Origin of the sequence: Pseudomonas paraglycinae (assembly GCF_021601625.1) — a bacterium.
GTDB classification, from domain to species: Bacteria; Pseudomonadota; Gammaproteobacteria; order Pseudomonadales; family Pseudomonadaceae; genus Aquipseudomonas; species Aquipseudomonas paraglycinae.
On sequence record NZ_BQHR01000002.1, the window covers coordinates 112,707 to 126,193 of the forward strand.

At 62.6% G+C, this 13,487-nt stretch carries 11 protein-coding genes; 8 read left to right on the forward strand and 3 right to left on the reverse strand.

The annotated features are described in order from the left end of the window. The 3 genes from L6D82_RS02740 to L6D82_RS02750 all read left to right on the forward strand — a co-directional run bounded on the left by L6D82_RS02740 (position 1) and on the right by L6D82_RS02750 (position 4,087). A complete protein-coding gene (locus L6D82_RS02740; protein WP_236188002.1) occupies positions 1–567 on the forward strand; it encodes an RNA polymerase sigma factor in 567 nt (188 codons plus the stop codon). Then, complete coding sequence (locus L6D82_RS02745; protein WP_236188003.1) at positions 564–1,553, forward strand: FecR family protein; 990 nt, start codon at positions 564–566, stop codon at positions 1,551–1,553. The genes L6D82_RS02740 and L6D82_RS02745 overlap by 4 nt, the downstream gene beginning before the upstream one ends. A gap of 104 nt (positions 1,554–1,657) precedes the next feature. Beyond that, positions 1,658–4,087, forward strand: a complete 2,430-nt coding sequence (locus tag L6D82_RS02750; RefSeq protein WP_236188004.1) for a TonB-dependent siderophore receptor — start codon at positions 1,658–1,660, stop codon at positions 4,085–4,087. On the opposite strand, the gene L6D82_RS02755 is transcribed toward L6D82_RS02750, so the two are convergent. Beyond that, a complete protein-coding gene (locus L6D82_RS02755) occupies positions 4,088–4,963 on the reverse strand; it encodes a helix-turn-helix domain-containing protein (protein ID WP_236188006.1) in 876 nt (291 codons plus the stop codon). 139 nt (positions 4,964–5,102) lie between these two features. Between L6D82_RS02755 and L6D82_RS02760 the strand changes: the two genes are divergently transcribed. Further along, positions 5,103–6,005, forward strand: coding sequence for a DMT family transporter (locus L6D82_RS02760; protein WP_236188007.1), 903 nt, complete (start codon positions 5,103–5,105; stop codon positions 6,003–6,005). Positions 6,006–6,058: 53 nt separating this feature from the next. On the opposite strand, the gene L6D82_RS02765 is transcribed toward L6D82_RS02760, so the two are convergent. After that, the gene (locus tag L6D82_RS02765) at positions 6,059–7,033 is read right to left on the reverse strand and encodes a 2-hydroxyacid dehydrogenase (RefSeq protein ID WP_236188008.1); all 975 of its coding nucleotides are present in this window, start codon (positions 7,031–7,033) and stop codon (positions 6,059–6,061) included. 485 nt (positions 7,034–7,518) lie between these two features. Then, positions 7,519–8,487 carry a LysR family transcriptional regulator gene (locus L6D82_RS02770; RefSeq protein WP_085608127.1) on the reverse strand — a complete coding sequence of 323 codons (969 nt, stop codon included), beginning with the start codon at positions 8,485–8,487 and terminating at the stop codon, positions 7,519–7,521. 182 nt (positions 8,488–8,669) lie between these two features. Between L6D82_RS02770 and L6D82_RS02775 the strand changes: the two genes are divergently transcribed. From L6D82_RS02775 to L6D82_RS02790, 4 genes are read left to right on the forward strand one after another with little or no spacing between them, the layout of a single operon-like run. Then, positions 8,670–10,181 carry an efflux transporter outer membrane subunit gene (locus L6D82_RS02775; protein ID WP_085746980.1) on the forward strand — a complete coding sequence of 504 codons (1,512 nt, stop codon included), beginning with the start codon at positions 8,670–8,672 and terminating at the stop codon, positions 10,179–10,181. Between the two features lie 10 nt (positions 10,182–10,191). After that, the gene (locus tag L6D82_RS02780) at positions 10,192–12,384 is read left to right on the forward strand and encodes an FUSC family protein (protein ID WP_102686902.1); all 2,193 of its coding nucleotides are present in this window, start codon (positions 10,192–10,194) and stop codon (positions 12,382–12,384) included. Beyond that, a complete protein-coding gene (locus L6D82_RS02785; RefSeq protein WP_236188009.1) occupies positions 12,374–12,574 on the forward strand; it encodes a DUF1656 domain-containing protein in 201 nt (66 codons plus the stop codon). The genes L6D82_RS02780 and L6D82_RS02785 overlap by 11 nt, the downstream gene beginning before the upstream one ends. A gap of 17 nt (positions 12,575–12,591) precedes the next feature. Continuing rightward, positions 12,592–13,455, forward strand: coding sequence for an efflux RND transporter periplasmic adaptor subunit (locus L6D82_RS02790; protein WP_236188011.1), 864 nt, complete (start codon positions 12,592–12,594; stop codon positions 13,453–13,455). The last annotated feature ends 32 nt before the right edge of the window (positions 13,456–13,487 follow it).

A 13,487-nucleotide genomic window follows, 5' to 3' on the forward strand; every position in this document is an offset into this window, starting at 1 on the left:
ATGCTGATCGGCCATCCTCCCGAGCATCGCGACGACGAACCCCATGGCGCCCGTGCGCATTTTCTTCAGGTGTTCCTGTCCCAGCGTTCGCAGATGGAAGCGCTGGTGAACCGGCGCGTTGGCTGCCGGGCGACGGCGGCGGATCTGGTGCAGGATCTGTTCCTGCGTTTCTGGCGTCGACCGCTGGTGCAGGTCGAAGAACTCAGCACTTATCTGTTGCGCTGCGCCGGCAATATCGCCATCGATCATTTGCGCAGCGAAGGCGCGCGGGTGCGGGTCAACGAAGGCTGGCAACCGGAGGAGCCGGACAGCAGCGCCAGCGAACCGCAAGCCGCACTTGAAGCAGGCAACGATTTGCGCCATGTCGAAGCGGCGTTGCGCGCGCTGCCCGAGCGCACGCGGCAGATTTTTTTGCTCAATCGCATCCACGGGCGCAAGTACGCCGAGATCGCCAAAGCCATGGGCCTGTCCCAAAGCGCCGTGGAAAAACATATGATGCGCGCCCTCGAGGCCTGCAAGGCCAGCCTGCGCGAACCCGCGCCACGCCTGCCATGGAAAGCACCGTGAATCACACCGACCGCGTCATCCCGACGCCCGCTCAGGAACAGGCCGCGTTCGCCTGGCTGAGCCTGCTGCATGACCGACCGAGCACCGGTGATCAACTGACGTTCAGTCAATGGCTGCACGCTGATCCGGCCCACGCCGAGGCCTACGCCCAGGCGCAAGTGGTGTGGGAATTGAGCGAAGGGCCGGCGCGCACCTTGGCCGACGAAGACGCGCTGGCGTTGCAGGGATTGCTCGATGCGATGGACCGGCCGCGTCGTCCACAGATCCGGCGTTGGGCCGGCGCGTTGGTCATGGCGGCCTGCCTGTTGTTGATGATCAGCCTCGGCACAGGTTGGCAGCCGCAGCGCTGGGTCGATGATCTGGGCGCCGATTACGTGTCGGCACCGGGCGAGATCCGCACCGTGATCCTGGCCGATCAATCGCAGGTGACGCTGGACGCCGACAGCGCCATCGCCGTGGATTTCAGTCATGGCGAGCGGCATGTGCAATTGCGCCGCGGCGCCGGATTTTTCAGCGTGACTCACACGGGCGATCCCTTTGTGGTCGAGGCCGAGAAGGGCCAGGCGCGGGTGCTCGGCACTCAGTTCGAAGTGCGCCTGCAACCCCATGGCGCACAAGTCACTGTGCTGTCAGGGCGCGTCGGCGTGACGGCGGCGCGGGGTACCGAACAGCAGATTCTCACCGCCGGCCAGCAAGTGGCGTACGGCGCAGGCACTGCGGAAAAACTGCATGCAGTGGACAGCGAAGCGCAACTGGCGTGGCGCCAGGGCTGGCTGACTTACTACAAGTCGACACTGGCCGATGTGGTGCAGGATCTGCGGCGTTATTACCCCGGACGGATCGTGTTGCTCAACGACGAACTGGCGGCGCGCAAGGTCAGCGGCAGCTTTCCGAGCAAGGACCCGCAGGCAGTGTTGAACTCGCTGCAAGGGGTGTTGGGATTCGAGCAGCATCAGGTCTTGGGCAAGCTGATCATCCTGCGCTGAAAATATTTTCAACTTTGTGGTGAGGTAAACCCGGACGCCATTCGTGTAGTGACAGAAAGTGCGAGTCATTCGCATCCGCTGCGGTTCTACACAGGTCATGAGCAATGAAGTCCAGGGCAAAATCGGGTTCGGTCAAACAGTGGTTAGGCGTTTCGGCCTTGAGTTTTTCGGCATTGGCCCTGTTGCCGGTGAGCGTGGCGCTGGCCGCTGAATCCGTCAGCAGTCAGCCACGAAAGCAGTTCAGTTTTTCCCTGGCCGCCAAGCCCTTGCCTCAGGCCCTGAGCGATTTCAGCCGCGTCACCGGCCAGAGCGTGGTTTACACCGATGAGGCGCCGTATGGCCTGACCGCTCCAGCGATCAACGGCCAGATGAGTGCCGAACAGGCGCTGCAACGTCTGCTCACAGGCTCCGGCCTGACCTTCCGCCGCACCGACAGCCATACCCTGGCGCTCGAACCGCAACCGACCGCAGGTGCGTTGAATCTGGGCGCGACCACCATCACCTCGGTGGTCAACCAGCCGATGAGCTACCAGCCACCGGAAACCAGTTCGGTGATGCGCTCTTCCGCTTCGCTTCAGGAAACCCCGCAGACCGTCAACGTGATTCCGGCCCAGGTCATTCGCGATCAGGCTCCGCGCAACCTCGATGACGCACTGGCCAACGTCAGCGGCATCACCCAAGGCAACACCTTGGGCAGCACCCAGGACTCGGTGATGACCCGTGGCTTCGGCGATAACCGCAACGGCTCGATCATGCGCGACGGCATGCCGGTGGTGCAGGGCCGTGGCATGAACGCGACCGTGGATCGTGTCGAAGTGCTCAAAGGCCCGGCCTCGCTGTTGTACGGGATTCAGGACCCGGGCGGCGTGGTCAACATGGTCAGCAAGAAGCCTGAGCTGGCCCAGTACAACGCCCTGACCCTGCGCGGCTCGACCTACGGCGACGGCAAGAATGGCAGCGGCGGCTCGTTCGACAGCACCGGTGCGCTGGGGGATTCCGGCCTCGCGTATCGCATGGTGCTGGACCATGAAGACGAAGATTATTGGCGCAACTTCGGCACGCATCGTGAAACTCTGGTCGCGCCGTCGCTGGCCTGGTATGGCGAGCGCACCAAGCTGCTGTTCGCTTACGAGCACCGCGAATTCCTGACCCCATTCGATCGTGGAACCCTGATCGATCCACGCACCAACCATCCGCTGGATATCTCGCGCAACGAACGTCTCGACGAGAAATTCAACGACATGGAAGGGCGTTCTGACCTCTATCACTTCGAGGTCGACCACGAACTCAACGACGACTGGAAAGCCCATTTCGGCTACAGCTGGAACCGCGAAACCTACGACGCCAGCCAAGTCCGCGTAACGGCGATCGACACCAAAAAAGGCACCCTGACCCGCAGCATGGACGGCACCCAGGGCGCGATCAGCACCGACCGTTTCACCACCGCCAGCCTCGAAGGCAAGGTCAACGTTCTGGGCATGCAGCATGATCTGGTGTTCGGTGTCGACGACGAGTATCGCAAGATCTACCGCGCCGACCTGATCCGCCAGAAAAGCCTGAGCACCTTCAGCTACGTCAACCCGGTCTACGGCCGCGAAGTCGAAGGCACCACCGTCAGCCCGGCGGACAGTGCGCAGACCGACGAACTGCGCAGCGATTCGGTGTTCCTGCAGGACTCGATCCACCTCAACGACCAGTGGATTCTGGTGGCCGGCGGGCGCTTCCAGGAGTACGACCAGTACGCCGGCAAAGGCGTGCCGTTCAAGGCCAACACCGACAGCAACGGCCAGAAGTGGGTGCCGCGTGCAGGCCTGGTGTATCGCTACACCGACGCGTTGTCGTTCTACGGCAGTTACACAGAATCGTTCAAACCCAACTCGACCATCGCTCCGCTGAGCGGCAGCAGTACCGTGCTCGACGGCAGCATTGCGCCGGAAGAAGCCAAGTCCTGGGAGCTGGGCGCACGCCTCGACATTCCGGGGCGTGTCACCGGCAACATCGCGCTGTTCGACATCAAGAAACGCAACGTGCTGGTGGCCAACGCCGAAGGCCCGACCACGATTTACAGCGCTGCCGGTGAAGTGCGTTCCCGTGGCCTGGAAGTCGATCTGACCGGCCAGCTCAGCGACCGCTGGAGCATGATCGGCAGTTACGCCTATACCGACGCCGAGGTCACGGAAGATCCGGACTACAAAGGCAACAAGCTGCAAAACGTGGCGAAGAATACCGGCTCGCTGTCGGCGGTCTACGACTTCGGCAGCGTGATCGGCGGCGATCAGCTTCGGGTCGGCGCCGGCGCCCGGTATGTCGGTGAACGAGCGGGTAACGCGGTGAATGATTTCGAGCTGCCGAGCTACACCGTGGCCGATGCGTTCGCCACTTACGACACCAAGGTTGAAGGGCAGAAGGTCAAGTTCCAGCTCAACGTGAAGAACCTGTTCGACCGCACTTACTACACTTCGGCGGCGAGCCGGTTCTTCGTGTCGATGGGTGACTCGCGGCAGATTTCGTTGTCGAGCACGCTGGAGTTCTGATCAGCGCAAAAACGCCTGGCGATACTCGCCGGGCGTTCCACCCAGCACCTGGCGAAAGCGGTTGGTGAAGTGACTGGCACTGGCAAATCCGCACGCCAGGGCAATCTCCCCCAACGGCAACGTCGTCCCGCGCAACAACTCCCGCGCGCGGCTCAAGCGCCGTGCCAGCACATACTGATGCGGCGGTAGACCGAAGCTCACCCGGAACATCCGCGCAAAGTGGTATTCCGACAACGCACACAATCCCGCCAGTTGCCCGAGGCTGATCGGCTCGGCCAGTTGGCTGTCGATGAATTCCACCAGTTGCCGACGCTGATGCGGCGCCAGTCCACCCTTGAGGCGCAAGCCTTGGCGTACGCCGACCTGACTCAGCAAGGTATGGCTGATCAGTTCGTGGGCCAGGCTGCTGGTCAGCAAACGCTCGCCGGGCTCGTCCCAGTTCAAGGTCAGTAACTGGCGAAACCGTCGGGCCTGTTGTGGATCTTCCAGAAAAGTCTGCTCGCGCAGCTGCATTTCCCGGGGCTCGCGATCCAGCAGCGTGACGCAACCCAAGGCAAATTGTTCGGCGCTGAAATACAGGTGGGCCAGGCGAATGTCGCCATTGATCACCCACCCCGACTCGTGGTCGGCTGGCAGGATGCACAACTTGTCCGGACTGCCTTTGTTTCCGGGGGCGCCACGGCGGAACGTGCCGGTGCCGCCAGCGATGTAGCAGGAGAGCGTGTGATGGCTCGGCGCGTCATAGTCGCGGGCGTCGTGGTGGTTGGTCCACAAGGCTGCGGACAGGCCGTCCCCCAGCTCGGCGCTGCGCACAAGGCATGCGTTGGGCGAGCTGTTCAAGGCTTGAAAGACTTGCAGGGTATCGATGGCGGCCATGGTCGGTTCTCTTCAACGCCTTGCATCCTACTCCGTAGCTTTCGCGCTGCCAGCCTGCGCGCCGACAAAAGCGCAAGTTTATGCAAGCGAGGGGCGAGGGCGCGGGCGGACACTGAAACCCAATCAAGGAGTGTCTGCCATGAACCTGTCGTTGTATTTGTTGACCGTGCTGATCTGGGGCACCACTTGGATCGCCCTTAAATGGCAACTGGGCGTGGTGGCGATTCCGGTGTCGATCGTCTATCGCTTCGGTCTCGCCGCGCTGGTGTTGTTTGCGCTGTTGCTGCTCAGCCGTCGCCTGCAACCGATGAACCGGCGCGGGCATCTGATCTGCGTTGCGCAGGGTTTGTGCCTGTTCTGTGTCAATTTCATGTGTTTCCTGACCGCCAGCCAATGGATTCCCAGCGGTCTGGTGGCGGTGGTGTTTTCCACGGCAACGTTGTGGAACGCGCTGAATGCACGGGTGTTCTTCGGTCAGCGGATCGCGCGCAATGTGCTGATGGGCGGGGCGCTGGGGTTGTTTGGTCTGGGGCTGTTGTTCTGGCCGGAGCTGGCCGGGCATCACGCCAGTCCGCAAACCCTGCTCGGCCTTGGCCTGGCACTCTGCGGCACCTTGTGTTTCTCGGCGGGCAACATGCTCTCGAGCCTGCAACAGAAGGCCGGTCTCAAGCCGCTGACGACCAATGCCTGGGGCATGGCCTACGGCGCGGCGATGCTGTCGGTGTGGTGCCTGGTCAACGGCATTCCGTTCGAGATGGAATGGACGTCGCGCTACATCGGCGCATTGTTGTATCTGGTGATTCCGGGGTCGGTGATCGGCTTCACCGCGTACTTGACGTTGGTCGGTCGCATGGGGCCTGAACGCGCAGCCTATTGCACGGTACTGTTCCCGGTGGTGGCTTTGAATGTTTCGGCGTTTGCCGAAGGCTACCAATGGACGGCGCCGGCACTGGCCGGACTGGTGCTGGTGATGCTGGGCAATGTGCTGGTGTTCCGCAAACCCAAGGCGCCGGTAATGCCGAGTCACGGCAAACTGGCCTGAGTGTTCTGGCAGTAAAAGGGGCAGACGTTTGGCGACGTCTGCCCCTTTTTTTGTCAGCCTTTCCAGACCTGCGGATTGACCAGATCCTGCGGTCGCTCGCCGAGCAGGGCGCTGCGCAGGTTGGTCAGTGCGCGGTTGGCCATGGCTTCGCGGGTTTCATTGGTGGCCGAGCCGATGTGCGGCAAGGTCACGGCATTTTTCAGCTGGAACAGCGGCGATTCGGCCAGCGGTTCTTTCTCGTAGACGTCGAGGCCGGCGCCGCGAATGCGGTTGTTCTGCAGTGCTTCGATCAGTGCCGGCTCGTCGACTACCGGGCCACGGGAGATGTTCACCAGAATCGCGTCGGGTTTCATCAGCGCCAGTTCGCGATGGCTGATCAGGTGGCGAGTCTTTTCGCTCAGCGGTACCACAAGGCAGACGAAGTCGGCTTCGGCCAGCAGTTGGTCAAGGCTGCGGAACTGCGCGCCGAGTTCCTGTTCCAGTTCGGTCTTGCGGCTGTTGCCGCTGTAGATAATCGGCATGTTGAAGCCGAAGCGTCCGCGACGGGCGACGGCGGCGCCGATGTTGCCCATGCCGACAATGCCCAGGGTCTTGCCGTGTACGTCGCAACCGAACAGTGGTGCGCCGACGCTGGCCTGCCATTGGCCGGCCTTGGTCCAGGCGTCCAGTTCGGCAACGCGGCGGGCGCTGCTCATGATGAGGGAGAAGGCCAGGTCTGCGGTGCTTTCGGTGAGGACGTCCGGGGTGTTGGTGAGCATGATCCCGCGTTCGTTGAAGTAGGCGAGGTCGTAGTTGTCGTAGCCGACGGAGACGCTGGAGACGACTTCGAGTTTTGCGGCGTTTTCCAGTTGGGCTTTGCCGAGTTTGCGACCGACGCCGATCAGGCCGTGGGCGTGGGGCAGGGCTTCGTTGAACTGGGCGTTGATGTCGCCGTTTTTCGGGTTGGGGACGATGACGTCGAAGTCCTGTTGCAGGCGTTCGATCATGGGGGGGGTGATGCGGCTGAAGGCCAAAACTGTTTTTTTCATCGCTATGGGCTCGGCTTCGGGGCTTTATTGCCAAGCAAGCTAACATTTTCTGTTTGGGGTTGTCTTGGCGGCCTCTGGGCCGATCAGGCTTTTGGGGTTTGGGTGTATATCCGTTTTTTCGGGTGTTGCGGCTGGCGGTTCCGCTCTTACAGCGGCTCACTTTTTCAAACGCCGGAATGCCGGCCCAGCAAAAAGTAAGCAAAAGGCTTGGCCCCGGCGTTCGGCACCTCGCTGTGGCTCGGTGTTCCTTCGTTCCGATGGGGCCGGCACGTCAAAAGCGGTACTCGAGCTAACGCTCATCGTGTTGAGTGGTGGGAAGCCAAAGCAGAGACGGAATGTGTGCTTTTTTAAAACCCGAATTCACCTCGGTGTGTCATATCGGCGTACTTCTCCCAAACAACTCGGTCGGTCCCCTCTCCCTTGGGAGAGGGCTAGGGTGAGGGGTTGGCGCCCTCCGTATTCCCCCATTTTTCAGACCGGCCAACTCAATTCGCCACCCGCACCCCCGCCAGACTCCCACTCATCTCATAAGCCGCCAACTCCGCCTGATGCCCCGCCAATATCTCCGGCAACGATCCACGCAGGTATTCAACCCAGGTCTTGATCTTCGCATCCAGGTACTGCCGCGACGGGTAGATCGCGTACAGGTTCAGTTCCTGCGAGCGGTAGTTGGGCATGACCCGCACCAGCGAGCCATTGCGCAAGCCTTCAATCGCGGCGTACACCGGCAAAACACCGACACCCATGCCACTGGTGATCGCGCTTTTCATCGCGTCGGCGGAGTTCACCAGGAAAGGTGAGCTGTTGATGGTGACCATTTCCTGGCCGTCAGGGCCGTCGAAGGCCCATTTTTCCAGGGGGATCACCGGGCTCACCAGGCGCAGGCAGGCGTGGTTCAGCAGGTCGCTGGGTTTTTGTGCGCAGCCGTTGGCTTTTACGTAGGCCGGGGAGGCGCAGACGATGCTGTAGGTGATGCCCAGGCGTTGCGAGACGAAGCCCGAGTCCGGCAACTCGCGAGCGAGGACGATGGACACGTCGTAGCCTTCGTCGAGCAGGTCCGGCACGCGGTTGGCCATGGTCAGGTCGAAGGTCACGTCCGGGTGGGTCTTGCGGTAGCGGGCGATGGCGTCGATCACGAAGTGCTGGCCGATGCCGGTCATGGTGTGCACTTTCAACTGTCCGGCCGGGCGGGCGTGGGCTTCGCTGGCTTCGGCTTCGGCCTCTTCGACGTAGGCGAGGATCTGCTCGCAGCGCAGCAGGTAGCGCTTGCCGGCTTCGGTGAGGGCGATGCGGCGGGTCGTGCGGTTGAGCAAGCGGGTTTGCAGGTGGGCCTCAAGGTTGGAGACCGCGCGCGAGACGTTGGCGGTGGTGGTGTCGAGTTGCACGGCGGCGGCGGTGAAGCTGCCGGCTTCGGCTACACAACTGAAGGCGCGCATGTTTTGCAAAGTGTCCATGGGGTGCTCTCAAGGGAGATGGCAAATTGTGACACGAAGTTTCAGGGGCTGAGACCCCCGACCAAGGGATTATCTCGTTAACGGTAACAAAGATTCACAGGATTCCCAGCTTATCGCCGTCATGGCACCCCCCTAGAATTGCGCCCACCTCGAAACATCTCCCACCTCAGGAATTCGCAGCAGTGCCGCGTCGCATCAACAGAGCGCTTTTGCCGCTCAGTGTTCTGGCTCTTTCGTTAGGTCTTGGCGGCTGCATCGGAACCGGAGGGATTGCCCCGCAGGGCAAGGCTCTGGAGGCCAATGAACTGGCCACCGACGAGGCCATCGCCCACGCCGCCCGTGACGCAAACTGGCCCACCGCCCAATGGTGGCAAGTCTACGGTGACCCGCAACTCAATCGCTGGATCGACCTTGCCGTGCAAGGCAGCCCGACCCTGGCCATGGCCGCCGCGCGCGTGCGTCAGGCCCGGTCACTGGCCGGTGTCGCCGAAGCCGCCGAGTCGTTGCAGATCAATGGCGAGTCGACCCTCAAGCGCCACAACTGGCCGACCGACCAGTTCTACGGTCCCGGTGAGCTGGCCAACAGCACCACCTGGGACAACAACGCCGCGCTGGGTTTCAGTTATGCCCTCGACCTCTGGGGGCGTGAAAGCAACAGCACCGAGCGGGCCGTCGATCTGGCGCACATGAGCGCGGCCGAGGCGCGTCAGGCGCAGCTCGAATTGCAGAACAACATCGTGCGCGCCTACATCGAGCTGTCGCTGCATTACGCCCAGCGCGACATCGTGGCGGCGACGCTCAAGCAGCAACAGCAGATTCTCGAGCTGGCGCAGAAACGCCTGAACGGCGGTATCGGTACGCACTTCGAAGTCAGTCAGGCCGAAACCCCATTGCCGGAAACCCATCGGCAACTGGATGCGCTGGACGAAGAGATCGCTCTGAGCCGCAACCAGATCGCGGCATTGGCCGGCAAAGGCCCGGGCGCCGGTGCGCAGTTGCAGCGTCCGACCCTGTCCCTCGGCGCGGCGTTGAAACTGCCGTCGGCACTGCCTGCTGAACTGCTCGGCCAGCGTCCCGACGTGGTCGCCAGTCGCTGGCAAGTGGCGGCGCAGGCGCGCGGGATCGAGGTCGCGCATGCCGGGTTCTACCCCAACGTCGATCTGGTCGGCAGCCTCGGCTACATGGCCACCGGCGGCGGGGCGCTGGAGTTTCTGACCGGCAAGAAGCTCAACTACAACGTCGGGCCGGCGATCTCGCTGCCGATCTTCGACGGCGGGCGACTGCGCGCCGAACTCGGTGAAGCCTCGGCGGGTTACGACATCGCCGTCGCGCATTACAACCAGACACTGGTCAATGCGCTGAAGAACATCTCGGACCAGTTGATCCGCCGCGAGTCGATGGACAAGCAGCAGACGTTCGCCGCCGAATCGGTTGCCACCGCGCAGAAGACTTACGACATCGCGATGATCGCCTACCAGCGCGGCCTCACCGATTACCTCAACGTGCTCAACGCCCAGACCCTGCTGTTCAAACAGCAGCAGGTCGAGCAGCAGGTGCAGGCGGCGCGCTTGAGTGCCCATGCGGAACTGGTGACGGCATTGGGTGGTGGCCTTGGTGCGGGTAAAGACGTACCGACAGCCGAGCAGACCGCTGCACCGAAAACCCCGGCCCTTCTTCAAGCCCTCGACCACTGAGCAAGACTTAATGACTCCCTTGCCCGCACCTTTGCGCTGGCTCTACTCCCTGGAATGGCGCCGGGGTTTCTTCGACTGGGCGCGCAGCGATGGCGTGACCTGGGTCTACATCTTCAAGGTGTTGATTGCCGCGTTCCTGACCCTGTGGCTGGCGATGCGCCTGGAATTGCCGCAACCGCGCACGGCGATGATCACCGTGTTCATCGTCATGCAGCCGCAAAGCGGTCAGGTGTTCGCCAAGAGTTTCTATCGCTTCCTCGGCACTCTGGCCGGGTCGGCGATGATGGTCACGCTGATTTCGCTGTTCGCCCAGAACACCGAACTGTTTCTCGGTTCGCTGGCGATCTGGGTCGGCATCTGCTCGGCCGGCGCCGCCCGCTGCCGCAACTTCCGCGCCTACGGTTTTGTGCTGGCCGGTTACACCGCTGCGATGGTAGGCCTGCCGGCGCTGGCCCATCCTGACGGCGCGTTCATGGCGGCGGTGTGGCGAGTGCTGGAAATCTCGCTGGGGATTCTCTGCTCGACCCTGGTCAGCGCCGCGATCCTGCCGCAAACCGCCAGCGCGGCGATGCGCAACGCCTTGTATCAGCGCTTCGGTGTGTTCGCCCTGTTCGTCACCGATGGCCTGCGCGGGCGCAGCAAACCGGAGTCGTTCGAGGCCAGCAACGTGCGCTTCATCGCCGAAGCAGTGGGGCTGGAAGGGCTGCGCAGCGTGACCGTGTTCGAAGACCCGCACATGCGTCGGCGCAACGGTCGGCTCAGTCGCCTGAACAGCGAGTTCATGGGCATTACCACCCGGTTCAACGCCTTGCACCAGTTGCTCGAACGCCTGCGCCGCAACGGCGCCGACCATGTGGAAGCAGCGATCAAACCGGGCCTGCAGGATTTGGCCGAAGTGCTCGACGGCTTCAGCGGCCGCGCGCTGACCAGCCCGGATGCGGCGCGTCTGGTGCTGGCGCTCGCGGCCTACAAGGAAGGCTTGCCGGCGCGGGTGCGCAGCCTGCGGGCGATCTTTCAGGAGAGCGAGCCGAGCGACGCCGAGCAGCTGGATTTCCACACTGCATACGAGTTGCTTTATCGCTTCGTCGATGACCTGCACAGTTATGCACAGACCCACGCCTCGCTGGCCGATCACAGCCACGAACGCGAGCGCTGGGACGAGCCGTTCACCCCGCAGACCAGTTGGTGGGCGGCGGCAGCTTCGGGGATTCGTGCCGCGTTCATTCTGGTCGTGCTCGGCAGTTACTGGGTCGCCACCGCGTGGCCGAGCGGCGCGACCATGACTCTGATTGCCGCTGCCACTGTTGGCCTGTCGGCGGCGACGCCGAACCCGAAACGCATGGCGTTCCAGATGGCCTGCGGCACGTTCCTCGGGGCGCTGATCGGCTTCGTCGAGATGTTTTTCATCTTCCCGTGGATCGACGGTTTTCCGCTGCTGTGCGTGATGCTCGCGCCGGTGATCGTGCTCGGCTCGTTCCTCGCATCGCGGCCGCAATACGCCGGCGTCGGCCTCGGTCTGCTGATCTTTTTCAGCACCGGTTCGGTGCCGGACAACCTGACGATCTACAACCCCTACACCTTCATCAACGACTACATCGCCATGGTCATGGGCATGCTGGTCTGCGCGGCGGCGGGGGCGATCATTCTGCCGCCGAACAGCCGCTGGTTGTGGCAGCGTCTCGAGCAGGACCTGCGCGGGCAAGTGGTGTACGCGATCAGCGGCAAACTCAAGGGCCTGGCGTCGAGTTTCGAAAGCCGTACCCGCGACCTGATGCATCAGGCTTATGGCCTGGCGGCCGGTCAGCCGCTGGTGCAGAAAAACCTGCTGCGCTGGATGTTCGTGGTGCTGGAAGTCGGCCACGCGATCATCGAGTTGCGCAAGGAGCAGGCGATCCTGCCGGTGCATCCGGCGTATGCCGAATCGCAGCCATGGCGTCAGGCGATCCGGGTCATGGGCCGCTCGCTGGTGCGGCTGTTCCTGCAACCGAATTCGAGCAATCTCGAACGTGCGCTGGTCGCGGTCGATCACGCGATCAGCCGGGTCGCCGCCACTGACGAGCCGTTCGCCCCGCACTTCGATACCTCGGCGCTGCGGCGGGTGAAAAGTTACCTGCACTTCATCCGCACCTCGTTGCTCGACCCGCAATCGCCACTCGCCGCCTATGCCATCGCCAAGCCCGAAGGACTTGCCCATGCCTCGTGAAATCGACTTCCACGGCGTGTACATGCCGACCATGACCCTGATGTTTTTCGTCGCTGCGGCACTGGCCTGGGCGCTGGACCGGTTTCTGTCGGGGTTCGATCTGTACCGCTTCTTCTGGCACCCGGCGCTGTTGCGCCTGAGCCTGTTTACCTGTCTGTTCGGCGCGATGGCGCTGACCGTCTACCGTTGAGTCTGAGAATTGTCCCGATGAAAAAGTTTTTCAGCCTGCTCGCGACCCTGCTGGTGCTGGCCCTGGCGTTGTGGATCGGCCGCACGTTGTGGGAGCACTACATGAACACCCCGTGGACCCGCGACGGTCGGGTGCGCGCCGACATCATCAACGTTGCGGCCGACGTCACCGGTGAAGTGGTCGACGTGCCGGTGCGCGACAACCAGTTGGTAAAAAAAGGTGATCTGCTGATGCAGATCGACCCCGAGCACTATCGCCTCGCGGTGAAACAGGCGCAGTCGCTGGTGGCTTCGCGCAAGGCCACGTGGGAGATGCGCAGGGTCAACGCCCATCGCCGCGCCGACATGGACGCATTGGTGATCTCCAAGGAAAACCGCGACGACGCCAGCAACATCGCCGACTCCGCACTGGCCGATTACCAACAGGCCCAGGCGCAACTGGAAGCCGCCGAACTCAACCTCAAACGCACCGAAGTGCGGGCGGCGGTGGACGGCTACGTGACCAACCTCAACGTCCATCGCGGCGATTACGCGCGCATCGGCGAAGCGAAAATGGCCGTGGTCGACATGAACTCGTTCTGGGTCTACGGCTTCTTCGAAGAAACCAAGCTGCCCCACGTGCGCGTTGGCGACAAAGCCGACATGCAATTGATGAGCGGCGAAGTCCTCAAGGGCCACGTGGAGAGCATTTCCCGTGGCATCTACGACCGCGACAACCCGGAAAGCCGCGAGCTGATCGCCGATGTGAACCCGACGTTCAACTGGGTGCGTCTGGCCCAGCGAGTGCCGGTGCGGATACACATCGATGAAGTGCCTGAAGGTGTATTGCTGGCAGCGGGGATTACCTGCACCGTTGTTGTGAAGCAGGAGGCTGCCGAGTAATCCTTTGGCGAGGGAGCAGGCTCCCTCGCCAT

Bases quoted from the DNA above. Each gene is read 5' to 3' on its own strand.
- L6D82_RS02785 (WP_236188009.1), top strand. From the start codon at position 12,374: ATGCCTCGTGAAATCGACTTCCACGGCGTGTACATGCCGACCATGACC.
- L6D82_RS02790 (WP_236188011.1), top strand. From the start codon at position 12,592: ATGAAAAAGTTTTTCAGCCTGCTCGCGACCCTGCTGGTGCTGGCCCTG.
- L6D82_RS02755 (WP_236188006.1), bottom strand. From the start codon at position 4,963: ATGGCCGCCATCGATACCCTGCAAGTCTTTCAAGCCTTGAACAGCTCG.
- L6D82_RS02760 (WP_236188007.1), top strand. From the start codon at position 5,103: ATGAACCTGTCGTTGTATTTGTTGACCGTGCTGATCTGGGGCACCACT.
- L6D82_RS02740 (WP_236188002.1), top strand. From the start codon at position 1: ATGCTGATCGGCCATCCTCCCGAGCATCGCGACGACGAACCCCATGGC.
- L6D82_RS02765 (WP_236188008.1), bottom strand. From the start codon at position 7,033: ATGAAAAAAACAGTTTTGGCCTTCAGCCGCATCACCCCCCCCATGATC.
- L6D82_RS02770 (WP_085608127.1), bottom strand. From the start codon at position 8,487: ATGGACACTTTGCAAAACATGCGCGCCTTCAGTTGTGTAGCCGAAGCC.
- L6D82_RS02750 (WP_236188004.1), top strand. From the start codon at position 1,658: ATGAAGTCCAGGGCAAAATCGGGTTCGGTCAAACAGTGGTTAGGCGTT.
- L6D82_RS02780 (WP_102686902.1), top strand. From the start codon at position 10,192: ATGACTCCCTTGCCCGCACCTTTGCGCTGGCTCTACTCCCTGGAATGG.